Source organism: Bacillus safensis FO-36b, from assembly GCF_000691165.1.
Lineage (GTDB): Bacteria > Bacillota > Bacilli > Bacillales > Bacillaceae > Bacillus > Bacillus safensis.
Genome location: NZ_ASJD01000002.1, coordinates 492,912 through 519,061, shown reverse-complemented (window position 1 = coordinate 519,061; position 26,150 = coordinate 492,912). Strand labels below are relative to the sequence as shown.

The following is a 26,150-nucleotide window of genomic DNA, read 5'->3' as shown; positions in this document are numbered from 1 at the left end:
AAGCCGGCTGAGCAGCCGGCTTTTCCTTATGAATCAGTATCCATATGCATGCCTGTATGTGCCTTTACTTGAATTTCCGTAAAGGTGTCTTCATCTGCTTTTTCAGAAGAGAATATCGTGCCTAAGTATGCGGCAAGGAATCCGAGTGGAATCGAGATAATCCCAGGGTTCGACAGCGGGATGAGCGGCTCTCCTGTGAAGATGGCTGCTCCTGACGGGTCCCAGACGCTTGGGCTGAGCGAGACGATGACCAGTGCGCTCAGAAGGCCTGTTAAGCTTCCTGCGATGGCACCTGTAGAGTTAAATCGTTTCCAAAAAACAGTGAAGATAATCAAAGGCAAATTCGCACTTGCCGCCACTGCGAAGGCAAGAGACACAAGAAAAGCGACGTTTAAGGACTGGGCAAATAATGCAAGAACGATAGAGAGGATCGCCACGCCGATGGAAGCAAAGCGTGCCGCCTTCACCTGCTCCCGCTCACTCGCTTTTCCTTTGCGGATAATTTGACTATAAAAATCATGCGCAAAGGCAGACGCGGCGGATAGGACGAGACCCGTTACCACCGCCAAAATAGTCGCAAAGGCAATAGCGGAAACAAAGGCAAATAACAAATCTCCTCCAAGAGCTTGGGCGAGCAGTGGAGCGGCCATATTTCCTGCTGCATCTGCAGCCGTGATCGCTTCTGTTCCCACAAAGGCAGCCGCACCGAAGCCAAGGAAAACCGTCATTAAATAAAAGATCCCGATGATCCACGTAGCGGATAGAACAGATTTACGCGCAGAAATGGCATCTTTGACCGTATAAAACCGGATCAAAATGTGCGGCAAACCTGCTGTCCCAAGCACTAAGGCAAGGTTCAAAGATAGTGTCTCTAAAGGCACATCATATTTATTTCCCGGGTGAAGAAATGCCCCACCGAGCGGGGTCGCTGTTTTCATCTGTTCAAACATCTTCAGCAGACTAAAATCAAACTTTGCAAACACAAGCAGAGAAATAATGAGCGTCCCAAGCATGAGAAGCACAGCCTTTGTGATCTGCACCCAGCTGGTCGCAATCATGCCGCCAAACACGACATAAATGGTCATCAGGACACCCACGATCAGTACCGCAATCCAGTAATCAATGCCAAGAAGCAGTTTGATTAATGCACCTGCCCCAACAAGCTGTGCAATCATATAAAAAGTAGAGACTGTAATGGTATTAAAGGCGGCAACCCCTCGAATGGCAGGGCGCTTAAATCGTGCAGCGATCATATCGGCCATCGTATATTTCCCCAGATTTCTAAGCGGTTCAGCCACAACGTAAAGAACGACAAGGTACGCTACTAGAAAACCAATGCTATAGAAAAAGCCGTCAAATCCGTTTAACGCGATCATTCCGGCAATCCCTAAAAATGATGCAGCAGACATATAGTCTCCAGCAATGGCAAGGCCGTTTTGAAACCCAGTCAGACCTCCGCCTGCTGTGTAAAAATCACTCGCATTGCTAGTTTTTTTCGCAGCAAAATATGTGATGACCAATGTGAGCCCTACGATCGCAACGAACAAAATAAAAGCGGTCATGCTCATTCGTCATCACCTCTTGATTCATTTTTTAAAGCGCTTACATAATTGTCGAACTTAGCTGCTTTTTTCGCATAAAGTCCACATAAAACCCAGGTCATAACAAATTGTGTGAGGGCGAATAACCAAGCCCATGAGATCGCGCCAATTGCCGGCGTATTCAAAAAGGTGAAGTAGGATGTAGCAACTGGAAGTGAAAAGTAAAAGAGAAAAAAGAAAATCGTCATCGGTACGATAAATCTGCGTTTTTCCTCAAGAAGTTTTCGAAAATCCTCTGAAGCGGCAACCTTCTTATAATGAACTTTTTTGTCTGCCATTGTTTCCTCCTTTGTACGAATTAGGGACAAGGTACTCCAATGCATATGAGACGATCTGGCTGTTTATGACAGTATATCATAAAAAAGGCACCCGAAAAGGGTGCTGAACCTGATCAAAACATGACTTTATCTTGAGGTATTGTGTTAAGTCGAGAAGGGGCAAAAATTCTATTAGACGAAATAGCATCTTTGGAAGAGTGAAATCTAGAAAGGTGACTGACCGTCTTGCAGATGCAAGACGGCATTTTTTGGTAATATATAATAAAATTGTTTAGGTAATTAATGGGTTGATCCTGTTGTTGTAGGGGGAAGGCAATGGTTAAGACAATCTCAAGAAATGACCCGTGTTTCTGTGGTAGCGGGAAGAAATATAAAAAGTGTCATAGTGACATTCATCCTGAATCAAGAGCTGCTCGGCTTATCCAGACATACAGAAAGTACGAACGAAAAATAGAAGATTATCAAAAATCAACAGGTAATATTCCTCCATGTCAAAAGGGGTGTTATAACTGCTGCTATGAGGATTTTTCTATAACTGAAATTGAGTTTGAATTTATTATGCGTGAGTTGAAGACTTGAAGCAAAGATCGAGTAGAAAAAATATATGATCCTGTTTTAGATCAGTGTGAAACAATTAAAAATGAACGACCTGACACCTGGAGAAAATTTAGAGGTATATGTCTCGAAAGACGTTGGCACAATACTTGTTGAACAATTGAAATAGCTTTATAAAAAGGGTTGTTTTACGAGGAGAAGAATGAGAGGGCTCACCGATCGTCTGCACGCTGCAACACTTTCTATACGCTTACCACTATTAATGCAGAACCAAAATATTTTCAGGAATTTCAAAAATTTTGTGTTGAAGTCTTATATTAAAAGTAAGCAGGCTCTTACTGGAGCCTGCTTTTTTTATTTATTGTTGCTTAACAGTAATTTTTAAGGTATTTTTACAGTATATGCTAAGTCGACAAACATAATATTTACGCCTACATCAACTTTCTTATATTTGTTTTTAACTGCCCATGCAACCGCACCAGAAGTTCCAGCAGTAATAGCCGCGGCGGCTCCGGCACCCCATGGTCCAGCAGCAGCAATTTTGCTTGTGTACCAACCGATATATCCGGCTGCAAATCCACCTGCTACTATGGCGTTCATGCTTCTAACTTTCGGTCCTAATTTGAGGTGTAGACCTACAAAACCATAAGCCTGCATGTCACCTTTTTTCTCATTCTCTTCAAAGCTAAATTCTTCTGATTTCATAGAAGTCATTAGTTGACTGTCGTGTTCTGAAATTCCCATTTCCATAAGGGTTTCTTTATCAGCTGTAAAATGAGTATTTCCATCCTTATCTAATTCGAAGTAATTAGATAGTTTCTCTGCTAATTCCAATTGTTTTTTATCTACACTGACTGGAGGGGTCTCATTATTACCTTGACTGGCATGACTAATCATTGGAGAAGAGAAACCAAATGTAATAGTAAGCACACATAACATTACTAGAAATTTTTTAAACATACGTACCACTCCTATTTGTTTTTTGGGGTAACGCATACATGATATTTCCTTCTATTGGGGTGGAATACTTAGAGGTTAAGGAGAGTAATAAAATGTATTTATTCTTATTCACTTTGATTTATTGTGTAATCACACACATTTTTAATTTGTCCTATGAGTTTTCTTTTGGGGTGTATTTTATAGGTCTAGGTTTGATCAAAGGACTTTCCAGCGGGGAAATTAAAGACATCTTTAATTTCAAAAAGACAAGGGACGTGTTCAAAGAAAACAGATTTATAGATTCTTTGATGGAATTGTTTTCTTTGATAATAGTGTTTATTAATGCATACATAATTGATTATGAACCATTCTCTCCCTTTGAGTTTGTTTATACTTTTTTCTTGATTGTAATTCTATACAGATTCCTATTTTGGGGAATCATAAGAGAGTCAAAAAAATGGTTGCATAATGAGGCATAGGAGTCATGGATTTATAAGAATCACTCACTTTCTTTGATATATTTTCATGCTACCATTTATTTCTTGATAATTGGTAATTTGATGGAAAGTTTCTTTTTGGGTTGCGGTGACCGCAATATAGGTTCTTTTATTTGGGAGGAGAATTTATGATGACTGTAATACCAGTATTGATGATGTTAATTGGTGCCTCTTATTTCGCTGTTTATATGATAAAACGTAAGAATAATAAAGAAAAAGAGATGGGTTAAAAAGTTGTTTTTGCCGTTGTTTTCTTTTTACTGAGTGTCCCATTCATCAATATGGTCATCACTGGATAATAAAGAACAGGCTAAAGAGCCTGTTTTTTTGTTTCTTAAAAAACATAGCGCCTATTTCAAACCACCAAGAGCGTTCATATTCGTTTCTAAGCACCTTTATTTATGCTCGGGTATTTCCATAGTGTGATGCTTCAAGAACGCTTATATGGGATTTAAATGCGTTAACTGCTGCGATAGCATCTAAAGATTGATATGTCTTGTGTCCTACTTGCTTACAAAGTGTTTGCGTCATGCTGAAAATTTTACATATTAATGTAAAAATAGGATTTTATTAGGAATTATTGTGCTAACATTTATTAAAAATTGGTTTTCTAGGGGGGATTGTAGATGGCGTCTATACCGTCTCCAGTTGTAGCGATCAAGATAAATGAATGGTATAAGCATATAAAAAGATTCAATGTTAAAGAGGCCCAGATGCTAAGGGAAGAGATTAGAAAAGATATAGATGTCATGGAAGAAGATGAACAGGCGGTTCTTTATTTTCAGCTGATGGAGTTCCGTCACCAATTGATGACAGACTATGTGCAGCCTTCTAAAGAACCACTTGAAAAATCTGATTACTTGAAAGCTGTAGAAGGACAAGGAAAGAAGATGTCAGCCATTCTTGAATACTATTTTAATTTTTTTCAAGGAATGTATGAATTCAAAAATGGTGAGTTTATTAGAGCTATTGTGTTCTATAAGCGCGCGGAAAAGCGCCTGGAGCAAGTAGGGGATGAGTTAGAAAGAGCGGAATTTTACTACAAATTATCAGAAGTGTTTTATCACATGAAACAGACACACGTGTCTATGTATTACGTTGGTCTTTCTTATGATACCTATAAGGCACATAAGAGCAATTCACTTTATATGATTCGAGAAATTAATTGTCTAACTGTTATGGCAGGTAATTTCATTGATTTTGAATGCAGAGAAAAGGCGCTTCCTCATTTATTGTCAGCTTTAGAAAGATCTAAGGCAATTTCTAATAAGCCAATGATTGTGAAGTCATTATTTAATATTGGTTGTTGTTATAAAGGATTAGGTGATTTTAATAGGGCACTAGCTTATTTTAATCAGGTTATTCTTGAAGGAGAGCCTATTCATGCTACAGAGTTGCTTTTGGTTTATTATGAATTATCTTTATTTCATTTGAGTCAAAAGGAATTTATTGAGGGAGAAAGATTTTTCAAAAGAGGCTTGGAAGAAGCGAAGAATAGAAAAAATGATCTGTTTTTATCGTTGCTGATGGTATTGGAAAATTTATTTTTAAAAACAGCAAACCTAAGTGAGGTCTTGAGCTCGTTGGAAAAATTAGAGAACGAGAGGGGTTATCCATACATAGAAGACCTAGCGCTCGAAGCGGCTCGGTACTATAATGAGAATGGGCGTATGGATGAATCTGTAAAAATGTACGAAAAAGTGATGTACGCCCGAAAACAAATCCAAAGGGGCGACTGTTCATATGAATTTTAAAACGGTTCTTACTGGTTTTTTGAGTGCTTCAGCATTGCTAGGTGTGATCTCATTATCATCTGTCGATTTTGATGTGAATTCAAGAAATGCTACTTCTCCAGAATCAACTGATCTGACAGTAAGAAATGCTACAGGCAGTAGCGTTACTACTCAAGATTTCCCTCTTATAACTTTATCTCAACATGATAACGATTTTACTGTGAGGAATGGAACCCGTTCTAGTGTAAATCCGGATATTCGTTTTGGAACACGTGATTCTAGATTATCTACTTGATGAATCAAACAGACCTTTAGGGTCTGTCAGGCTGTCGAGAAAATCTCGACAGCTTTATTTTCTCGGAAAGGTTATCGGTTCTACAAATCAGATCCGAAAGCATGTGCTCCGTGTCCTTTTCTTGAAAGCTGCACAAGATCTTAAAAGCACCAAAAGACCCATTCTCACCTAACATCATGACGTGGAAAATAAAAAAGAATGTAGAAAAACATGAGTTTCTCTACATTCTGGGCACCCGAAAAGGGTGCTTTCTATCGATAATTTGCAAGAAATGTTTGTCTCGCTTTTTCATATGTTTCCGCATCAAAATGATCTCCGCATTTATGAATACACCAAGGCTCTTCTTGTCTTGCAATCCCAACTTCATAGCCCTTCTGAGTGAATTCAAAGGATTGCGAAACATCATAAAAATGAAAGCCATCAAAGAGATCCTCACGCCACTTCACATCATACTGCGTCGCCATGAAAAGACCATCAATGGCCGCAGCTTTGATATAATCTTGCGCTTCGGGCTGCTGACGGCCTCTTTCAAACGAAAGCAGCTGATAGGTGTCGTGACGATATTCAATGACTTTTCCCCTGCAATCAGAACTCTCCCACCAAATTCCATTGTCAAGCACGCTTTCTGCTCCAATCACGCCAACCATGCCAAGTGATGGGTTTTGTAAAAAAAGCGGGATGAGTTCAAGCAGCATATGCTGTTTGACAATCAGGGTATCCTGATGAAGATAAATTTTAAACTGAGCTGGATGAGTGATGGCTTCATTGTATGCAGAGGTCATACTTGATGCATGTCTGATGGGTAAGACCTCCACATGGTATCCATGAGGAGCCGGAAGTGAAGCGAGCTGCCGGAAGCAAGCTTGAAACATCGATTCATCATTCACACATAAAACAAACAGAATCGTCGGATTACTCATGAAATGGAGCCGCCTCGACCACATATTGATAGGCTGTAGCAGACTCGTGGAAATCAGAACGAATGCCGTGTTTCATGAGTAATTCATGTAGATCATTCAACACGCTTGCATAGGAAGGATGCTGTACGCGAATGGCCTCGAATTCGCGAATGCGAAAACCCGCTGAATGAAAGAGTGCATGTATTTCGTGAAGGGTGAAGAAACGTAAATGTGTTTGATCCATTAACCCTGCATCTGTATAAGTAAATCTGCCGGCTAGTAATTCTAAAACCGTTGAAATGTGGCCGATATTTGGAATAGATGACAGGATGGCACCCTCTTTTTTAAGGAAGGGTTTCACCTTTTTTAAAACGGCCCAAGGGTCCAATAAATGCTCGAGGACGTCTCCGAAAATCATGCAGTCAAATTGTTCGTGTTGATAAGGGAGAGCCAGTTGTTCAATATTTCCGCAGAGAACATGATCCAGCTCTTGTTCCGCCTCTTTTGCTGCATCTTCAAATGACTCAATGCCATAAATGGTCCGGCCCTTTTGTTTCAGGACTTTTCCAAGCTTGCCTGTGCCGCATCCGATATCCAACAAAGACGTCCATTCCGCGCGGATACGGCTGACGATGACCGGGTTTACCCCATGATAATACTGATCCTTTTTTTGGTGATAATACGAAAGGGAACCTGAACTCACGCTCTACCCACCTTTCTGCTTTCTCATTGTTTTCATGCTTAATATATGGGTGGGCAGCTTGGTTTTATAACGAGAGAAGGACAATTTTCATGAATGGCGGCTAAAAAGGAATCATATAAAGAACAGGAAACGGACTGTCCTCCTAATATAGAAAGACAGAACCCCATTGAGTGGAAGGGATTGGTATGGAGAGGTGTTCAATTATTGTAGCGTATCGTCATGAAAGGATTTTCAAAAGGTCAATTGACAGGTCAGAACTTATAGCCAAAGCAGTCTGAAAGACAAAGGATAACGGCGTTGATTTACGGTTTGTTTATCATCTTCTGATCACCGTTGGATGTTAAAAAAGCTTGTATTTCTTCGATGCCTAGTCCAATTTTTTTCGCTTCCTGAATCAAATAAACCCACTCTTCGTCAACTCTTCTTTTCACTTGCGTATCCATAATATCCTCCAGTTCAATAAGACATATTCACTGCAACCAATGACTTGAACAAACCGTCTAGTAACTGTACGTGTGGTTGAAAACAGCGCAAAATAAATTTTGTCGAAAAATGATGACATTTAACCTATTTTGTAAAATCTATCACCTACCACGTCCCTAAAAAAATGACTAAAAAACCCATAAATATTGAAATCTTACTTCTAATAATAAACAATTGTAAAGTCAGTTGAAAGATTATAAATTAAAATAATGATAAAGACCTAAAACATTTGACTCATATAAACCAATTGCGTTGACATTTGCCATCGAGTAGAACAAATTTCATCTTTGCAGGACATACATATTGTTCGTTTGGGAAGTTCTTCTCAAGATGGTATTCTAAAAGAAACAGAAACCACCAAGAAGGAATGAAGAAAGACATGTATAGCCTTTTTCAAAAGTATCAAGAAGTTGTCATGTATCTTGTGATGGGTGTGTGTACAACCATTGTCAATATCGTCAGCTTCTATTTATTCGTTGAGATGTTTTCCATGGATTACAAAACAGCTACGGTTGTTTCATGGGTATTTGCTGTTCTCTTTGCTTATATCACCAATAAGAAGTATGTCTTCAAGCAAAAGGCTCGTGACACAAAAAGCCTCATGCGTGAGCTTTCTTCATTTTTTAGTGTCCGTCTCATGTCTCTAGGTGTAGATCTGGGGCTGATGATTTTATTTGTGAGCCAAATGGCGCTCAATGAAACCGTCGCAAAAATTCTCGTCAACTTTGTGATTGTGGTGGTCAATTATGTCGCCAGTAAGTGGTTCGTCTTCAAGAAAACAAAAGAAGATGCGATTTAACACATAAAAAAGATAGGTGATGTGAAATGAGCAGCAGGCCAGACGACTTATATGATGCCATATATCAACAAACAGAAAAGCAGCATGAACAAGTGCTGAGGCTAGTCAAAGAAATGACCGCACATCCAGAAGCGTTTTCGGAACAAGAAAAGGAAAAGATCAACCGAATGGACATTGCGCTTCAAACGGCAACGGACATTTTAGAAAACTTAATGACCCCTGATACGCAAATGACGATTGTTTTAAAACAAGGAAGAATTCATGTTGATCTGTCAAAATCGTAAAAGAAGCAGCCAATGATGAAGCGGCTGCTTTTTATTATGCATCGCTTGTTTCCCGCAGTTGCTTTGGAGACATGCCGATTTTCTTTCGAAAGACTTTATTCAAGTAATTCGCATTTCGGTAGCCGCACTGTATGGCGATTTCTTCAATTGAGTATTTCGTTGTTTTTAATAATGTTTCCGCCTTCTCTAACCGGATATTGGTTAAGTAGTGAATAGGTGTGAAGCCAGTGGCCTTTTTGAATTCTCTCGTAAAATGACTTTTGGATAAACGTGCCGCAGCTGCCATATCGTCTGGGCCAATTTCCTCGTGAAAATGATGGCTGGCAAACAAGGCCGCTTGGACGATGGGCTCAGGCCATTTCTCCATTTGTCCCTCAAGCTTTGGCAAATATGAATACAGTTCCATGACAAATTGATAAGCAAGGCTAGACCCCTCAAATGGATTGGTAATCCGTCTTTCACTGGCTTCATCATAAATTTTCTTCAGCAGGCGGATCGGTTTGGAATGAGGATGAAAACGCATGACCTGCTTTCCTTGATCTATAAATTGGTCAAAGCAAAGATCACAGGCTTCCCCATAAAGCGTCAAATAGAGAAATTCCCAATGCTCACTGTCCTCTGGAAAATAATATTGATAGGCACTTGGACTTTTCACAAGAAAGGCCTGCCCTGGCAAGACTTTGAACCGCTTTTGTCCGATTTCAATCATGCCGTGTCCAGACAGTGTGAGCTGAAAGATGCACTTGCCCTGATCCTTCCGCTCCACGCCATTCCAGCTGTATAACGAAGATGATTGAACCTCCCAGCCAACAGACCATATTTGTGCCGGCAATGTAACATCAGAATGGTGAAAACGAAATGCAAATGCTTCCTTCTTCAAATTGGAAAACCTCCTTCACAGCAAAAAACAACCTTTTTCTATTTTGAATCATGTTACACCTCATATCACATCGTACCATTCACAGCAAAAAAAGGGTATTTTTTAACGATTTTTTTACCATTGAACTTACGCAGTTCAGGCAACTAAAATAAGAGTATCAGATGAGAAAAGGGGAATGGATATGATCGATATGTTACGCACGGCATTTCACCAGCAATTTGGGGATAAAGAAGAAGAACTTCGCTATTTTTTTGCCCCGGGAAGAGTGAACTTGATTGGTGAACATACAGATTACAATGGAGGTCATGTATTCCCTTGTGCGCTCACTCTCGGTACATATGCAGCATGTGCAAAGCGGTCAGATGGCCGCGTGAGAATGTATTCCTTGAACTTTGATGGCGATGGTGTGAAAGAATTCGACCTTTTTGAAATCGCTTACTTAGAGTCGGATGGCTGGGCGAATTATCCGAAGGGCGTGTTCCATCAGTTTATTGAAGCAGGGATGAAGATAGAAGAAGGCTTTGACATTGTATACGGCGGCAATATTCCCAATGGCGCAGGCCTGTCTTCCTCTGCCTCCATCGAGCTTGTCACCGCCGTCTGCATCAATGAATGGCATTCATTCGGCGTTTCAAATGCCCGTCTTGCCCTCCTTTCGCAGCGTGCAGAAAATGAATTTATTGGCGTCAATTGTGGCATCATGGATCAGTTTTCAATTGCTCTTGGAAAAGAAGATCACGCCATTTTGCTCAATTGCGATACCCTTGATTTTCAATACAGTCCGTTTCGGCAAGAGGGACTGGCGCTTGTCATTGCCAATACAAACAAAAAGCGGACACTGGCAGACTCCAAATACAATGAACGCCGGTCAGAGTGTCAATCAGCTTTAAACGATTTACGAGAAGAAATCGACCTTGCCCACTTATGTGAGCTCACGGCAGATGAATTTGCCGAACATGCCCATTTGATTCAGGATGAAACATGCCGCAAACGTGCAAGACACGTGGTGACAGAAAACGAGCGGACCATAAAAGCAGTCAAATTTCTGAAAGATGATAAAATGGAAGAAATAGGTGCGCTCATGAAGGCTTCTCATCTCTCTTTAAAGAATGATTATGAAGTGACTGGATTTGAACTAGATACACTGGCAGAAGCCGCTTGGCTCCATCCTGGAACGATAGGCTCTCGTATGACGGGCGCGGGTTTTGGCGGCTGCACGATCAATATTGTGAAAGAAAAGCAGCTGGCATCATTTATAAAAGAAACGGGATCGATTTATCAAGAGAAGACGGGCATTCAAGCCTCTTTTTACACAGCTGGAATTGGAGGCGGCGCAAGAGAACTCACGAAGGAGGAAGTGTAATGACAATTTTAGTGTGCGGGGGAGCAGGGTACATTGGCAGCCATGCGGTAGCGGCTCTTTTAGCGAAAGGTGAACAAGTGGTGGTAGTGGATAATTTGCAGACAGGGCACAAAGAAGCTGTTTTGGAGGGAGCTGTTTTAGAAGAGGGAGATTTACGAGATCAAGATTTTTTAAGACAGGTTTTCAAAACGCATCAAATAGAAGCGGTGATGCACTTTGCCGCAGATTCACTTGTCGGCGAGAGTGTAACAGACCCGCTAAAGTACTATGACAACAACGTTGGAGGAGCGACAGCCTTACTTCAGGTGATGAATGAATTTGATGTGAAACACCTCGTTTTCTCTTCAACCGCTGCCGCATATGGTGAACCAAAGCGAGTGCCGATCGTTGAAACGGATGAGACGAATCCAACCAATCCTTATGGAGAAACGAAACTAGCGATTGAAAAAATGCTGAAGTGGTCTGAGCAGGCATATGGAATGAAATACGTCGTGCTTCGCTACTTTAATGTAGCTGGCGCTCATACAGAAGGACTTGTCGGAGAGGATCATCAGCCTGAGACACATCTCATTCCGATTATTCTGCAAGTGGCTTTAGGAAAACGAGATCAGATCATGATTTACGGTGATGATTATGAGACAGAGGATGGCACGTGTATTAGGGATTACATTCATGTCATGGATTTAGTAGACGCGCACATCTTAGCTGTTGATCGTCTGCGCGCTGGAAAAGGAAGTGCAACATACAACTTAGGGAATGGCACTGGTTTCTCCGTGAAGCAGGTAGTAGATGCTGTTAGAAACGTTACGGGGCATGCGATCCCAGCACAGGTCGCTGACAGACGCGCGGGAGATCCAGCAAAGCTGATTGCTTCTTCTGAAAAAGCGCTGCAAGAATTAGGGTGGACACCTCAATATGCTGACCTTCACACCATCATTCAAAGTGCGTGGGATTGGTTTCAGAAGCATCCAGACGGCTACCAAAGTAAATAACGCATAACAGGCAGGCAAGAGAGGGGACAGAGAGAATGGCGGTTGATATTTTTGGAAAACTGGAACAGCTGATTCAATACGGGATCAATCAAGAGCTGATCACACGACTAGATATCGATTATACGAGAAATCGGCTGCTTGAGGTGCTTGGGCTGGATGAAGCTGAGCCAAGAACAGTCTCAGGGGAGGCGGAGCTTGAAGACATCTTAATGCCGATGCTGGATTGGGCAGTTGAGACTGGCCTTATCCCTGAGGGGACGGATACGTATCGCGATTTACTAGATGCGAAAATCATGGGATGCTTGGTGGCGCCTCCAAGTGTCATCTACGCAAAGTTTGAAGAGAAGCGCCAGCATGAAGGGCCAGAGGCTGCTACAAGCTGGTTCTATGAAATGCAGCAGCACGCACACTATATTCATACAGGCAGAATCGCCAAAAATGTGCAGTGGTTTACACCAACAGATGATGGCGTGCTGGAGATCACAATCAATCTATCAAAACCGGAAAAGGACCCAAAAGCAATCGCTGAAGCCAAAAAGCTTAGTCAAAAACAATATCCTCTTTGTCTCCTTTGTAAAGAAAACGTTGGGTTTGGGGGGCGCATCAACCATCCAGCGAGACAGAATCACCGGATCATTCCTGTGACACTCACAGATGAATCTTGGTTTCTACAATTTTCACCTTATGTGTATTACAACGAGCACTGCATTGTGTTCAAAGGCGAACATGAGCCGATGAGCATCACCAAAAAGACCTTTGAACGATTGCTTTCTTTCATATATATATACCCGCACTATTTCATCGGATCGAACGCCGACCTTCCGATTGTCGGGGGCAGTATATTAAGTCATGACCATTTTCAGGGCGGTGCGCATGAATTTCCGATGGCGAAAGCGGAGGTGGAAGAGGTCTTTTCTCTGAATGCCTTTCCGAATGTGAGGGCTGGCATTGTGAAATGGCCGATGTCTGTCATCCGCCTTCGAAGCAGCGACCGGCAGAAGCTTGCAGACGCAGCAGACTTTATCTTAAACGAGTGGAAAATGTATTCAGATGAAGAAGTGGAGCTGCTAGCTCATACAGGAGAGACGCCGCATAATACCATTACACCAATTGCACGCCGCCATGGAGATGACTATGAATTAGATCTAGTGCTGCGCAATAATCGTACAAACAAGCGGCACCCGGATGGAATTTTCCACCCGCACGAAGAAGTCCATCATATTAAAAAAGAGAATATCGGATTAATTGAAGTGATGGGTCTTGCAGTTCTTCCTGGTAGATTAGCAGAGGAATTAAGTCAATTAAAAGAAGCGCTGTTATCCAAAAACCCCCTTGAAGAAATCAAAGCCCGCCCTGCTATCAAGAAACACGAAACATGGGCAAAGCGTCTGCTTGAAGAGAATACCTTTACAGAGGACAACACAGAAGCCATTTTACAAAAAGAAGTCGGTATGATTTTTTCTCGTATTCTCTCACAGGCGGGTGTGTTTAAAAGAACCGAGCAAGGGAAAACAGCTTTTAAACGTTTCATTCATACACTCATATAGGCAGGTGATTAGATGATTGAACAAGTAAGAACATTAATGGAAGAAAAACAGCTCGACGGTGTCTTGATTCAAAAGCGTAATAACTTCTCCTGGCTGACAGGAGGGAGAAGAAATCACATCGTGTTAAATACACCAGAGGGCGTGTGCAAGCTGCTTGTGTTAAAAGACGACATCGTCCTCATAGTGAATCAAATGGAAGAAAAGCGGATCATTGAAGAAGAGATGGCGTATATCGATCACCCCTTTCAAGTGGTGACGATGGATTGGTTTGAGGATGATACGGCACACATTCAAACACTCACAAAAGACAAACGGATCGGGTCAGACATTCAAATGGATGGATTCGAATGGATCGAGCCGGATTTGTCGCAAGTTCGATCCATTCTTTCTGCATCACAGCTCCGCCAATATGAAACGCTTTGTCATGAAACAGCGGTCATTGTAGAGAGTGTTTGTAAAGAAATCGTTCCAGGACAGACGGAGCACGAAATCGCTTCGCTTGCGGCTCAAAAAGCGATCGCGCAGGGAATGACGATTGAAGTGCTGCTTGTAGCAACAGATGACCGGATTCATCAATACCGTCATCCAATTCCGACAGACAAAAAACTTCAAAAGCATGCGCTTGTTGTTCTTTGCGCTGAACGGCATGGACTCGTGGCGAATGTCACAAGGTCTGTTTACTTCGGTCAGCTTCCAAAGGAGCTTGAAGAGAACAAAGATCGGCTTGCACGAATTGACACGGTCATGAATGCTGCCACGCGCCCTGGTAAGACATTGGGAGATGTATTGAAAGCAGGTATTGCTCAGTATGAAAAAGAGGGCTTCCCTGATAGCTGGAAAAAGCTTCATCAAGGGGGAAAGACGGGCTTTGTATCTAGAGAAATCATTGCAGTTCCCTCATCGAAGGAAGAAATTCAGCTGCATCAAGTCTTTACTTGGAATCCTTCATTGCCTGGATTGAAATCAGAGGATACGATGGTCGTAGAGAAAGAGGGGAACCGCTTTTTAACCTATACAGGCAAGTGGACATACATTGATGTTGAACATGAAGGGGACATCTATAGACGCCCTGATATTTTAGTGAGAGAGGAATAACTGCAGAATGCCGGCGCTGAGCCGGTTTTTTGCTGGAAGTCATTTAGCGGGATTCCACATATTCATCATAATTGCCAATTCTTAACGCGCATAGTCAGAGGATCGATACTTTCTTTTCTTGTTAACTTGCGTTAAAATAAGTAAGGTTTTTGTTAAATGTGGGGATACCTATTTTGAAATTGTTTACCTAGATAAAATTTCATTAAGTTAAATTGAAATTTGACCAAACTTTTTTATTGTGGTAAACCTAAATTTGACAAAGTTCTTGATTGTTTGTCCTTTGCCTTCAACTCTCAACTTTTCAAAATCCTAGAAATTTATTGTGTGTGCAATAATATAAATTTATGTCGAATTTATGACATTTTAAAAGAAATCTGTTGAAAAATAAATGAACTTTTGAAAAAAGGGAAGCTAACTCTAACAGATTTTGATAGCATTACAAAGGGAAGAAAAGTTTTCGAAGGCAGATGGCTTTTCACAATTATTCAGCAATTTATACATTATTTAAGGAAGGATGGTGATCTTCTTGTTCAGAGCCATTAAACCTATGCTTTTATTAGCGATGCTCGTGAGTGTTTTTGTATTAGGAGGTTGCAGCAATATCGCTGTTTTAGATCCTAAAGGACCAGTCGCAGCACAACAAAAAGACTTAATCCTTTTATCTATCGGATTCATGCTCTTTATCGTTGGTGCGGTATTTGTACTGTTTACCATCATTTTGGTTAAATACCGTGAGCGTAAGGACGTTGGAAACGCCTCTTATAACCCAGAAATACACGGGAATACGCTTCTAGAAGTTGTCTGGACAGTGATCCCAATATTAATCGTTGCTGCTCTTTCGATTCCAACTGTAAAAACAATTTACTCTTTGGAAGAGGCACCTCAAGCAACAAGCCATAAAGATCCACTTGTCGTTTATGCGACAGCTGTTGATTGGAAATGGATTTTCAGCTATCCAGAGGAAAATATTGAGACAGTGAACTACTTAAACATTCCAAAAGATCAGCCGATTTTATTCAAAATCACTTCCGCTGATACAATGGCATCACTATGGATTCCTCAGCTAGGCGGGGAGAAGTATGCGATGGCTGGAATGGAAATGGAACAATATCTTCAAGCTGATGAAGTAGGCACATACCAAGGAAGAAACGCCAACTTCACAGGCGAGGGCTTTGCTCAGCAAAAATTCAAAGTCAATGCGATGACGCAGTCTGACTATGATAAATGGGTAAACAAAACGAAGAAAGAAGCACCAAAGTTAACGAAGAAAACGTATGACTACTTGATGCTTCCTGATGCTGCAGATGTGCAGACATTCTCATCAACACATTTATCCTTTGCGAAGCATGGAGAGGATTCTGAATACGCACTCCAAGCACGCAAACGTTTAGGTTACCAATCAGTTTCTCCGCATTCCAAAACAGATCCTTTCGAGAATGTGAAGAACTATAAAAGAAAACTAGATAATGAATAAACTGACTAAGGAAAGGAGGAGGCCGTTATGCATTTAAAATGGGATGAGTTTTTTGTAACTGGAGACCCATTAATTCTTGGTGCGCAAATTTCTATCGCTCTTACCTCCATTGCCATCGTGTTTGTTTTAACCTACTTTAAAAAGTGGAAATGGCTCTGGAAAGAATGGCTGACATCAGTTGATCATAAAAAGCTTGGAATCATGTATATCCTTGCTGCTGTGATTATGTTCTTCCGCGGTGGGGTAGACGGACTGATGATGCGCGCGCAGCTGGCGCTTCCTAATAATACGTTTTTAGATTCAAACCACTATAATGAAATCTTTACAACGCATGGTACGATCATGATTCTATTCATGGCGATGCCATTTTTAATTGGTTTAATCAACGTCGTTGTTCCTCTTCAAATTGGTGCACGTGACGTTGCATTCCCTTATCTGAACAACCTTAGCTTCTGGACATTCATGGTCGGAGCAATGCTGTTCAACATTTCCTTCGTTATTGGAGGATCACCAAGTGCAGGCTGGACGAGTTACATGCCGCTCGCCGGAAATGATTTCTCACCAGGACCTGGACAGAACTACTACTTGCTCGGGCTCCAAATTGCAGGTATTGGTACACTCATGACAGGTATTAACTTCATGGTGACCATCTTAAAAATGCGTACAAAAGGTATGACACTTATGCGTATGCCAATGTTTACATGGACAACATTGATTACGTCTGTCATCATCGTGTTTGCATTCCCTGTACTAACAGTTGCTTTAGCACTTATGACATTTGATCGTTTATTCGGTTCTGCATTCTTTACACTCGAAGCAGGCGGTATGCCGATGCTTTGGGCGAACCTTTTCTGGATTTGGGGACATCCTGAGGTATATATTGTTATCCTGCCGGCTTTCGGTATTTTCTCAGAAATTTTTGCGACGTTCTCAAGAAAGCAGTTGTTTGGTTACAAAGCGATGGTTGTATCAATTGTGGCAATCTCTGTTCTTAGTTTCCTTGTGTGGGTTCACCACTTCTTTACAATGGGGAACAGTGCAGCGGTTAACTCATTCTTCTCGATTACAACAATGGCGATTTCTGTACCAACAGGTGTGAAAATCTTTAACTGGCTCTTTACGATGTATCGAGGCCGTATCAGCTTTACATCACCAATGCTTTGGGCACTTGGTTTCATCCCGAACTTCGTAATCGGTGGTGTAACTGGGGTTATGCTTGCGATGGCAGCTGCGGATTACCAGTACCATAACACGTACTTCCTTGTATCCCACTTCCACTATGTATTAATCGCAGGTACTGTATTTGCTTGTTTTGCTGGTCTTGTTTTCTGGTATCCAAAAATGTTTGGTTACAAGTTAAACGAAAGAATCGGCAAATGGTTCTTCTGGGTATTCATGATCGGATTTAACATCTGTTTCTTCCCGCAGTACTTCCTAGGACTACAAGGAATGCCAAGACGTATCTATACGTATGGACCAGAAGATGGCTGGACTGCACTAAACTTTATTTCAACAATTGGTGCATTTATGATGGGTATCGGATTCATCATCCTTTGCTACAACATTTACTACAGCTGGAGACATTCAAAACGTGAAGTGTCTGGAGACAGCTGGGGAGAAGGACGTACACTTGACTGGGCGACATCTTCTGCAATTCCGCCGCATTATAACTTTGCAGCACTTCCAGAAGTGACAACACCAGATGCATTCCATCATTGGAAGCAAAACAATGTGGACGTTCATCCTGAAAAAGAATTCAAGAAAATTCACATGCCGCACAATTCAGGCAGACCGCTGATCATGTCTGCATTCTTTGGACTTGGTGCATTCGGTCTTGTATTTGAATGGTACTGGATTGGCGTTATTGGCTTAATCGGTGTATTCGCAACGATGATTTTACGTTCATTCGAATATGACGATGGCTACTATATTCCTGTTGAAGAAGTCATTGAAACAGAGAAAAAGAATAAGGAGGCGCAGAAGTAATGGGACATAATGATAGCAGCTATGCAAATGCACCGCTTGAATATCAGTCTGAAACCGGACGTTTAAACATCCTTGGTTTCTGGATATTCCTTGGCGCGGAAATCGTGTTATTCTCAACACTTTTTGCGACCTACTTTGTTCTACATGGCAGAACAGCTGGCGGCGTTTTACCAGCTGAGCTGTTTGATATGAAGCTTGTATTGATCATGACATTCCTGCTATTGGTTAGTTCATTTACATGCGGGATTGCTGTTCATGAAATGCGCCGTGGAAGTACAAAAGGGGTTGTCATTTGGACGATTCTCACACTGCTTCTAGGTGCAGGCTTCGTTGGATTTGAGCTTTTCGAGTTCTTCCATTATGTACATGAAGGTGCGAGCATCCATACAAGTGCGTATTGGTCTGCATTCTTTGTACTTTTAGGAACTCACGGACTACACGTATCGATCGGTATCTTCTGGATTACTGGGATCTTGTTCCAAATTAAAAAGCGTGGATTAACTCCACAAACAGCAGCGAAGATTTTCATCTCAAGTCTATACTGGCATTTCCTTGATGTTGTATGGATTTTCATCTTCACAGCTGTTTACTTGATCGGATTAGGGGGGCTTTTGTGATATGGCTGGAAAAACACATTCCTCAGCAGAGCACGAACACTTCCCTTGGAAACACGTAGTTGGCTTTATCCTATCCATTGTGCTGACAGTCTTAGCATTCTGGATTGCGATTGGAGCTGAAATTGGCAGTTCCGCAAAACTATGGATTATCTTTGGTTTTGCGTTCATTCAAGCATTCTTGCAGCTGTTCATGTTTATGCACATGACAGAGAGCGAGAACGGAACTGTTCAAGTCGGAAATACTTTGTTTGGTCTGTTCTGTGCGATTATCTTCGTCATCGGATCTGTTTGGATCTTTGCGGCTCACTACAGCCACGGAGAGAACAGTAAAGACGGTTATTCACCGTCTGCACCAAAGCAGTCTGAGCATTCAGAGAAATAATAAAAAAACCACTCATCTCTTGAAGGTGAGTGGTTTTTATCATGATAGTGATAACGCTTCCAATAGTTGGGCGATATCTATCTGCTGCTGAATCTTTTGCGAATGAATGGAAGTCCGTAGATGAGGAACGCTGCAATGTGAGCCAAAATCACGTTAATGGCAAAGAATGCGATCATGAAGGTATGTCCTGCTGGAGATAAACTGCTTGTCATGTAAAGACCGAAGAAAATCCACATAATCATAATGGGTGGAATAGATGCTAATGCAATCTTTCTGTTTTCCAGCCATAAAAACAGGGGTGTAGCCGTTGCAATACATAGGTACGCAAAGAACATATCCATCGTATCCAACTCCTTTGTAAGTTGATGTTCAAATCAAATGAGAGGTCAGGATGCAATTGTGTCTGTTTTTAGGAGATATTGTGAACATTTTGTTACAAGTATTATACCACAATTGACTTTGAAGTAAACGTAATAATTGGAAAATGGGCCTTATTCCATACAAAATGGTTTTATTCCTCAGTGCAGCTTATCTCATCTGATGTTTACTTGTCATATCGCCACATAGGTCATTGAATTTTCCCCTTAAAATCTGTAAAATAAACTTTTTAAAGGACTTGAGATCGATTGAATGAAAAGTGTATAGAGGGATTTTTTCCTATTGTTAGGATGAAAAGTATTTCATTTTTTGAAAATTGAATGGAACCTTTCGGATGTATCTTCCGTCATATTTAGGGTGAGTTGATTTTGTGAAAATTTCAATCTAATATAAATAAGGGCTTTTATGTTTTGTAATAAGGGTGGTTAGTTCATGAACAAGCAGAATACATCTCCTTACTATCAAGGAGATTTGATTTTTATATTTTTAGCCTTCTTTGCCATCAGTGTCATTGCGATTTATGCTGCGGGTCAATTTGGGCAGTACGGATCTAATGCATGGACCAGACAGATTATTTACTACATGGTCGGAGTTATATGTATTGTTGCCATAAATTACTTTGATTTGGAGCAATTAGAGAAGCTAAGTCTCTATATTTTTATAGGCGGAATACTGCTCTTACTTTTTCTGAAGGTTGCTCCTGCACAAATCGGAGGTCATGATTTTGCTCCAATCAAAAATGGTGCAAAAAGCTGGTTTGTGTTACCTGGAATAGGGACATTTCAGCCTTCAGAGTTCATGAAAATTGGTTTGATTATGATGCTCGCATCTGTCATTGGAAAGTCTACACCTAGAGGAAAGCGGACATTAGAGGATGATATTTTCCTTCTATTAAAAATTGCCGGGGTGGCAGCTGTACCAGTTGGACTGATCTTCTTGCAGGATGCAGGGACTGCGGCTGTTTGTATGTTTATTGTTGTGGTGATGGTGTTTTTATCAGGGATCAATTGGAAACTGATCTCTCTCATCGGTTCAGTGGTTGTGCTTTTAGTTGCTTCTGTTTTAGCTGTGATTATCTTATTCCCTGATTTTGCGAAAACAATCGGCATTCAGCAGTACCAAATTAACCGGATTACAGCTTGGCTGCCTGATAGCTCTACGTCAGCCAACCAAGCACAGACGCAGGATGCATCTGGATCTGATAAATATCAAGTAGAGCAGGCGATTATGGCCATTGGTGCAGGGCAGATTTTTGGGAATGGCATTAAAAACTTAAAGGTCTACGTTCCTGAAGCACAAACGGATATGATTTTCTCCATTATAGGTGAAGCCTTTGGCTTTATCGGCTGTGCGTTTGTTGTGATCATGTTCTTCTTCTTGATTTACCGGCTTGTTGTACTGATTGACCGTATCCATCCTTATAGCCGATTTGCGTCATTCTTCTGCGTAGGATATACAGCATTGATTGTAATCCATACGTTCCAGAACATTGGCATGAACATAGGCGTGATGCCTGTAACAGGGATTCCACTCTTATTTATCAGCTTTGGAGGAAGCTCTGTCTTGTCCGTTCTCATTGGATTCGGGATCGCCTATAACGCAAGCGTTCAATTAACGAAATATCAAAGTTATTTATTTAAATAAAACGGGTAAGGGCAGTCTAAGTATAGGCTGTCTTTTTTTATGCGAGTTTTCATTTTTGAAAAGCCCTATGTCTTTGCCTTATGATAGAAGAAGTGAAGGAGGTCTTCGAATTGAACAAAACGATAGAAACCATATTAAATCATCGATCCATCCGTTCGTTTACAGACGAACGTTTGTCAGAAGAAGAGGTGCTGACACTGATTAAAAGTGCACAGGCTGCTTCGACATCAAGCTATGTACAGGCGTATAGTATTATTGGGGTGACAGATCAGGAGAAGAAGGCCAAGCTTGCTGAACTGGCTGGGAATCAGCCTTACGTTGAGAAGAATGGGCATTTCTTTGTCTTCTGTGCAGACTTGAAACGCCATGATCATATTGCAAAAAGAGCAGGGAAGAATCATCAGGAGGCGTTTGAGAACACGGAAGCCTTTCTCATTAGCGTCATCGATGCGGCATTGGCTGCACAAAATGTCAGTGTTGCTGCAGAATCAATGGGACTTGGGATCTGCTATATTGGCGGACTGCGTAATCAGCTGAGAGAAGTCTCTGAAGTGCTTGAAACGCCATCTTATGTGCTGCCGTTATTCGGTCTGGCTGTTGGCCATCCAGCTAATCAGTCGTCACAAAAGGAACGGCTGCCTGTTGAACTCATCTATCATGAAAATTCATATCAGCAAGATGAAGCGCATGTGGATCGTTATTTAAAAGAATACGACGATCGTATTTCGGCATATTATGAAGAACGAACAAATGGCGATAGAAAAGATACTTGGTCTGAGCAGATGCTGAGAGGCTTTAGTCAGCCAAAGCGTGCCTTCCTTGGAGAATTTGTGAAAGAGAAGGGCTTTAATCGAAAATAAATAAGACATCCCCCTTTCCATTTAAGAGAGGGGGATTTCTGTAAGAGGTGCAGCATGATGAAATTAAGTATACTGGATCAATCTCCTTTGATTGGAGACGCAACACCTGCTGAAGCACTGAAGCAGACGGTTGAACTGGCGAAGCAGGCGGAAAAGTGGGGCTATCACCGTTTTTGGGTATCAGAGCACCATTTTTCAAACCGGCTTGCAGGATCGAGTCCAGAGGTGCTCCTCGGGCATTTATCAGCTGTTACGTCGCACATCCGCATTGGCTCTGGCGGCGTCATGCTTCCCCACTACAGTGCCTATAAAGTAGCAGAGAACTTCAGGGTTCTCGAAGCGCTGGCTCCCGGCAGAATCGATCTTGGGATTGGACGTGCCCCTGGTGGTATGCCCATTTCTTCCATTGCCCTTCATCATGGTGAGCGAAAGCGTCTAGGCGACCAGTATCCTGAGCAGGTAGAGGAATTGAAGGTCTATTTACATGATCTAGCGGATGAATTTTACCCGCTGCCTCATTTGACTGCTTCTCCGAAGGTAGAGACCGCGCCAGAAGTATGGATGCTTGGTTCTTCTGGAGGGAGTGCAAGGCTTGCGGCGAAAGCAGGTGCAGGCTACACGTTTGCGCTTTTTATTAATGGTGAAGGCGGAGAAGACTCTGTGGAGCAATATATCAACCGATTTGAACCTTCAGTATTCGGTGAAAAGCCGCGTGTCAGTCTGGCAGTCTTTGTTTTATGTGCCGAAACAGAGGAGCAGGCAGAAAAACTGGCTGTCAGCTTAGATTTATCTTTACTTGCCAATGAACAAGGGCTGAATCTTGAAGGCTTTCCTTCATATGAAGAGGCACAGTCGTATTCCTACAGTCCATATGAACAAAAACGAGTGGCTGCTAATCGTCAAAGGATGGTCGTTGGAACGCCAGCATCTGTGAAAGAGCAGCTGACCGCACTCGCGAAGGCTTATCGGACAGATGAATTGATCGCTGTGACCATCACACATCACATGCAAGACCGGCTCACATCGTATCGTTTATTAAAAGAAGCCTTTGATGCATAACGTATGTATATTTATCGCCTGCGGAGCCAGTACAAGGGGAAAAGGAGTATCATGGTGAGGAAGAAGGCGGCTGACACGAGCAGGCTGAGCGGGTAGATACAGGAAGTATAAACAGACAGCTCGCATGCTTGATGAAAAGGACGAGGCTGCTTCGTGTGTAAAAAGGTTAGAAAATAAACCAAGGTGATCGTCAGAAAAAAAGCAGTAAAAAAAGAAACGATCCATAGCAATATCAACATGAGTTTCTCTTTCCTCCATATATGTTCGAAAAGCCTTGATGAGCTTATCCGCTCATACAAGGCTTTTCTTGTGATTCACATTTATTCAGGGTAAATTTCGAAAGCTTCCTTCGTTTGTACGGTATCTGATTTTCCTTTCAAGCTTGCATACGCAAGCATTGTATACTCACCAGCTTCAAGCTTCTGGCCTTGATTGATTGTGCCATTCCATTTTACGCGGTGTTCTCCTTTATCAACATGTTGATAAACACCAGCTTCACCTAAATACTCTCCATCGGTCGAGTAGACAAGGAATGCAAGGTTCTCAGCACCGCCAGGCAGGTAGCTGCTAATGACATAGCTTCCAGCACGATTGTCCGGCTCTACGGAAACAGAAGTGACGCGCGGATAATCAGGCTCTTTCACAATCAATAAAGTAGGGATTTCTGTGATCTTTCTGCCATTTTCGCGAAGGGTTATGCTGCCTTGGTACGTCCCTTTTTTGGTTTTTCCGTAATTCACCTGTACTGCGGAAGTAAAGGATCCAGTGGAATTCCCTTTGACGGTGATTTTTTTCGTTCCGTTTGTACTAATGCCGCTGCCATTGAATTTGTAATCAATGGTATACGTTTTCGGTGCTTTTGAAAGGTTTTCTACCTTAAATTTTTTCGTTTTGATTTGAACGCCTTTTTCCTTTAAGAAAGTGCCGTAAGAATAGCTCGCATCAGAAACGATAGAAGACGCCTGAAGTGATTCCATGATTCGAACGCTGCCTGTTCCTTGTGTGTTATGAGGGAATGGGCTGCCATTTGCGTCAAACAGTTTTTCTGCTGTATTCATCAGCAATGCTTTGATTTGTTCAGTTGAGTACGATAGTTTTGCTTGTTTGATGATCGCTGCAACTCCTGCCACATGAGGAGATGCCATACTTGTTCCTTGCTTAGACCCATATCCGTAAGGCTGAGAAGGATCATGCGTTGGGATCGTACTCACAATGCTGACGCCAGGTGCTGACAGATCAGGCTTAATCATCCACGTATCCACAACCGGTCCGCGGGATGAGAAGTCAGCGACTTGCTCACTAAGTTCCTTGACAAATTGAATGGAGAAAGCCGTTGTATCGTTTCCAGCCTCAATGGCTTTAATAAGCGCTGTTCCTTCAGCTTTTGACAGCTTAATCGTAGGAAGTGCGAGACCTGGTACATCGACTGGGATTTCTCCATCGGTATTGTTATACATCACAACGCCGATTGCACCAGCGGCTTTTGCATTGTCGACTTTATCCACAAAAGCAATGGCACCCCGTTCAATCACAGCCACCTTTCCTTTCACATCGATGTCTTCAAATGCCTTTTCGTCACCGATTCCTGCTTGGACGAGTGTGACTTGTTTTTGGTCAAGCGCTTTTAAATCACTCTCTTGGTAGTATCCCATGACTTTTGCAGTAGAATAATTTGGGAATTTCACATTGTAAAGGCTGTACGGAAGCTGAGTTGCTCCAACAGAAATGGCCTCTCTTGACGTGCCGGGAGAACCGACAGTCCAGTTGTTAGGACCGCTGTTTCCATTCGAAGTCACAGCGACAACGCCTTCAGACATGGCCCAATCAAGTGCAATGCTCGTTGCATAATCAGGGTTATTGACACTGTTTCCAAGAGAGAGGTTCATGACATCTGCTCCGTCAGTAACAGCCCGGTCGATGCCTGCAAGAACGTTCTCAGTTGTTCCAGATCCACCTGGTCCAAGTACACGGTATGCAAGAAGCGTGGCATCCTTTGCGACCCCTTTAATTTGTCCATTTGCCGCAATCGTTCCTGCAACGTGTGTGCCGTGATCTGTGGATTCGCCTCTAGGATCTCCTTTAGGTGTCTCTTGCGGAGAATAATCATTATCAACAAAATCATAGCCTTTGTATAAACCGAAGTTTCCTTTTAAATCAGGGTGGGTATAGTCTACTCCAGTATCAATGACTGCGACTTTGACCCCTTTTCCAGAATAGCCGGCATCCCATGCTTTTGGTGCACCGATAAATGGAGCGCTTTTATCCATAAGCGGGGAGACATCTTCGTTTGGAAGCTGGATGCTTTCCTTTTTCACTTCATCGGTTTTATATGTAACATCCGGATAAACGGCTTTTACTCCATCCACTGCGAGCAGCTTCGGGATTTCGTTTGCAGGAAGTTTCATAGAGAAACCAGAGAAAACTTTTTCATATTCTTGACGAACACTCGCTTTATCTACCTCTTTAAGTGCTGCGTTCTTTACTTTTGTTCGAGATTTTTTGAGGGAGGCCTTTGTTTGTGATTCGCCTTCTTGCTTGGCTTCAACTAAGGATTTTTCCTTTAATTCAACAATGACAGTGGTTTGTTTTTTCGAGTTGACATTGATTTCACCGAAGATTTCTGCTTTTTCTAGTTCCATCTTTTTGTTAGATGGAGCAGCAGCAGCCTGTTGACCGGTAAAGAATGTGGATAAAATAAAAATAGTGGAGAACAATAGAACAGAAGAACGAGATATTACCTTTTTCATTTATTTTCCCCTTTCTAGCTGTGTTTTTAGGGAGATAGCCTTTCTTTTTGTGGATAAATA

26 protein-coding genes are annotated in these 26,150 nt (G+C 41.9%); 17 read left to right on the top strand and 9 right to left on the bottom strand.

Going from position 1 to position 26,150, the window contains the following annotated elements; all coding sequences use genetic code 11:
• Window positions 1-26 precede the first annotated feature (26 nt).
• Complete coding sequence (locus BA81_RS07060; RefSeq protein ID WP_034281316.1) at window positions 27-1,568, bottom strand: solute symporter family protein; 1,542 nt, start codon at window positions 1,566-1,568, stop codon at window positions 27-29.
• Window positions 1,565-1,879, bottom strand: a complete 315-nt coding sequence (locus BA81_RS07055; RefSeq protein ID WP_034281315.1) for a DUF485 domain-containing protein — start codon at window positions 1,877-1,879, stop codon at window positions 1,565-1,567. The genes BA81_RS07060 and BA81_RS07055 overlap by 4 nt, the downstream gene beginning before the upstream one ends.
• Before the next feature lie 138 nt (window positions 1,880-2,017).
• Here BA81_RS07055 and BA81_RS20240 point away from each other — a divergent pair, with 138 nt between their 5' ends.
• Both BA81_RS20240 and BA81_RS07050 read left to right on the top strand, forming a co-directional pair.
• Window positions 2,018-2,080: a hypothetical protein gene (locus BA81_RS20240; RefSeq protein WP_157840123.1), complete on the top strand. Its 63-nt coding sequence runs from the start codon at window positions 2,018-2,020 to the stop codon at window positions 2,078-2,080.
• Between the two features lie 114 nt (window positions 2,081-2,194).
• Window positions 2,195-2,458 (top strand): SEC-C metal-binding domain-containing protein, encoded by a 264-nt coding sequence (locus BA81_RS07050; RefSeq protein WP_051627325.1) that lies wholly within the window; start codon window positions 2,195-2,197, stop codon window positions 2,456-2,458.
• 357 nt (window positions 2,459-2,815) lie between these two features.
• On the opposite strand, the gene BA81_RS07040 is transcribed toward BA81_RS07050, so the two are convergent.
• Window positions 2,816-3,394: a hypothetical protein gene (locus BA81_RS07040; protein WP_131631247.1), complete on the bottom strand. Its 579-nt coding sequence runs from the start codon at window positions 3,392-3,394 to the stop codon at window positions 2,816-2,818.
• Between the two features lie 1,102 nt (window positions 3,395-4,496).
• On the opposite strand from BA81_RS07040, the gene BA81_RS07030 reads away from it, so the two are divergent.
• On the top strand, window positions 4,497-5,624 hold the full coding sequence (locus BA81_RS07030; RefSeq protein WP_034281312.1) for a Rap family tetratricopeptide repeat protein: 1,128 nt from the start codon (window positions 4,497-4,499) through the stop codon (window positions 5,622-5,624).
• Window positions 5,614-5,898, top strand: coding sequence for a hypothetical protein (locus tag BA81_RS07025; protein ID WP_034281311.1), 285 nt, complete (start codon window positions 5,614-5,616; stop codon window positions 5,896-5,898). Before BA81_RS07030 ends, BA81_RS07025 begins: the two co-directional genes overlap by 11 nt.
• 251 nt (window positions 5,899-6,149) lie before the next feature.
• Here the strand turns inward: BA81_RS07025 and BA81_RS07020 are convergent, their stop codons facing one another.
• The 3 genes from BA81_RS07020 to BA81_RS07010 all read right to left on the bottom strand — a co-directional run bounded on the left by BA81_RS07020 (window position 6,150) and on the right by BA81_RS07010 (window position 7,943).
• Window positions 6,150-6,818 carry a glycosyltransferase family protein gene (locus BA81_RS07020; protein ID WP_034281310.1) on the bottom strand — a complete coding sequence of 223 codons (669 nt, stop codon included), beginning with the start codon at window positions 6,816-6,818 and terminating at the stop codon, window positions 6,150-6,152.
• Window positions 6,811-7,500 (bottom strand): class I SAM-dependent methyltransferase, encoded by a 690-nt coding sequence (locus BA81_RS07015; protein ID WP_034281309.1) that lies wholly within the window; start codon window positions 7,498-7,500, stop codon window positions 6,811-6,813. The genes BA81_RS07020 and BA81_RS07015 overlap by 8 nt, the downstream gene beginning before the upstream one ends.
• 302 nt (window positions 7,501-7,802) lie before the next feature.
• Window positions 7,803-7,943: an anti-repressor SinI family protein gene (locus tag BA81_RS07010; RefSeq protein ID WP_008345506.1), complete on the bottom strand. Its 141-nt coding sequence runs from the start codon at window positions 7,941-7,943 to the stop codon at window positions 7,803-7,805.
• A 455-nt stretch (window positions 7,944-8,398) separates the two neighbouring features.
• Between BA81_RS07010 and BA81_RS07005 the strand changes: the two genes are divergently transcribed.
• Complete coding sequence (locus BA81_RS07005) at window positions 8,399-8,782, top strand: GtrA family protein (protein ID WP_012011676.1); 384 nt, start codon at window positions 8,399-8,401, stop codon at window positions 8,780-8,782.
• A 26-nt stretch (window positions 8,783-8,808) separates the two neighbouring features.
• Entirely contained in the window at window positions 8,809-9,066 is a 258-nt protein-coding gene (locus BA81_RS07000) for a hypothetical protein (protein WP_034281308.1), read from the top strand.
• A gap of 34 nt (window positions 9,067-9,100) precedes the next feature.
• Here BA81_RS07000 and BA81_RS06995 read toward each other — a convergent pair whose 3' ends face one another.
• A complete protein-coding gene (locus tag BA81_RS06995) occupies window positions 9,101-9,946 on the bottom strand; it encodes an AraC family transcriptional regulator (RefSeq protein WP_024423841.1) in 846 nt (281 codons plus the stop codon).
• 181 nt (window positions 9,947-10,127) lie between these two features.
• Here BA81_RS06995 and BA81_RS06990 point away from each other — a divergent pair, with 181 nt between their 5' ends.
• The 8 genes from BA81_RS06990 (at window position 10,128) to qoxD (ending at window position 19,402) form a co-directional block, all read left to right on the top strand.
• On the top strand, window positions 10,128-11,309 hold the full coding sequence (locus BA81_RS06990; protein WP_034281307.1) for a galactokinase: 1,182 nt from the start codon (window positions 10,128-10,130) through the stop codon (window positions 11,307-11,309).
• Entirely contained in the window at window positions 11,309-12,301 is a 993-nt protein-coding gene (gene galE / locus BA81_RS06985; RefSeq protein ID WP_034281306.1) for a UDP-glucose 4-epimerase GalE, read from the top strand. The genes BA81_RS06990 and galE overlap by 1 nt, the downstream gene beginning before the upstream one ends.
• A 35-nt stretch (window positions 12,302-12,336) precedes the next feature.
• Entirely contained in the window at window positions 12,337-13,848 is a 1,512-nt protein-coding gene (gene galT / locus BA81_RS06980) for a UDP-glucose--hexose-1-phosphate uridylyltransferase (RefSeq protein ID WP_034281305.1), read from the top strand.
• A 12-nt stretch (window positions 13,849-13,860) separates the two neighbouring features.
• Window positions 13,861-14,943, top strand: coding sequence for a M24 family metallopeptidase (locus tag BA81_RS06975; RefSeq protein WP_034281304.1), 1,083 nt, complete (start codon window positions 13,861-13,863; stop codon window positions 14,941-14,943).
• Window positions 14,944-15,460: 517 nt separating this feature from the next.
• Window positions 15,461-16,417, top strand: coding sequence for a cytochrome aa3 quinol oxidase subunit II (gene qoxA, locus BA81_RS06970; RefSeq protein WP_108909040.1), 957 nt, complete (start codon window positions 15,461-15,463; stop codon window positions 16,415-16,417).
• A 27-nt stretch (window positions 16,418-16,444) separates the two neighbouring features.
• On the top strand, window positions 16,445-18,403 hold the full coding sequence (gene qoxB / locus BA81_RS06965; protein ID WP_024423835.1) for a cytochrome aa3 quinol oxidase subunit I: 1,959 nt from the start codon (window positions 16,445-16,447) through the stop codon (window positions 18,401-18,403).
• Window positions 18,403-19,020 carry a cytochrome aa3 quinol oxidase subunit III gene (gene qoxC, locus BA81_RS06960; protein ID WP_024423834.1) on the top strand — a complete coding sequence of 206 codons (618 nt, stop codon included), beginning with the start codon at window positions 18,403-18,405 and terminating at the stop codon, window positions 19,018-19,020. Before qoxB ends, qoxC begins: the two co-directional genes overlap by 1 nt.
• 1 nt (window position 19,021) lies before the next feature.
• Complete coding sequence (qoxD, locus tag BA81_RS06955) at window positions 19,022-19,402, top strand: cytochrome aa3 quinol oxidase subunit IV (RefSeq protein ID WP_012011667.1); 381 nt, start codon at window positions 19,022-19,024, stop codon at window positions 19,400-19,402.
• Window positions 19,403-19,479: 77 nt separating this feature from the next.
• On the opposite strand, the gene BA81_RS06950 is transcribed toward qoxD, so the two are convergent.
• Window positions 19,480-19,743 carry a spore morphogenesis/germination protein YwcE gene (locus BA81_RS06950; RefSeq protein WP_008345491.1) on the bottom strand — a complete coding sequence of 88 codons (264 nt, stop codon included), beginning with the start codon at window positions 19,741-19,743 and terminating at the stop codon, window positions 19,480-19,482.
• A gap of 469 nt (window positions 19,744-20,212) precedes the next feature.
• Here BA81_RS06950 and BA81_RS06945 point away from each other — a divergent pair, with 469 nt between their 5' ends.
• From BA81_RS06945 to BA81_RS06935, 3 genes are all read left to right on the top strand, one after another.
• Window positions 20,213-21,424 (top strand): FtsW/RodA/SpoVE family cell cycle protein, encoded by a 1,212-nt coding sequence (locus tag BA81_RS06945; RefSeq protein WP_034281302.1) that lies wholly within the window; start codon window positions 20,213-20,215, stop codon window positions 21,422-21,424.
• 110 nt (window positions 21,425-21,534) lie between these two features.
• A complete protein-coding gene (gene nfsA / locus BA81_RS06940) occupies window positions 21,535-22,284 on the top strand; it encodes an oxygen-insensitive NADPH nitroreductase (protein ID WP_034281301.1) in 750 nt (249 codons plus the stop codon).
• Window positions 22,285-22,338: 54 nt separating this feature from the next.
• Window positions 22,339-23,343, top strand: coding sequence for an LLM class flavin-dependent oxidoreductase (locus BA81_RS06935; protein ID WP_034281300.1), 1,005 nt, complete (start codon window positions 22,339-22,341; stop codon window positions 23,341-23,343).
• A gap of 320 nt (window positions 23,344-23,663) precedes the next feature.
• Here the strand turns inward: BA81_RS06935 and BA81_RS06930 are convergent, their stop codons facing one another.
• Window positions 23,664-26,090 (bottom strand): S8 family peptidase, encoded by a 2,427-nt coding sequence (locus tag BA81_RS06930; RefSeq protein WP_034281299.1) that lies wholly within the window; start codon window positions 26,088-26,090, stop codon window positions 23,664-23,666.
• Window positions 26,091-26,150: the final 60 nt, after the last annotated feature.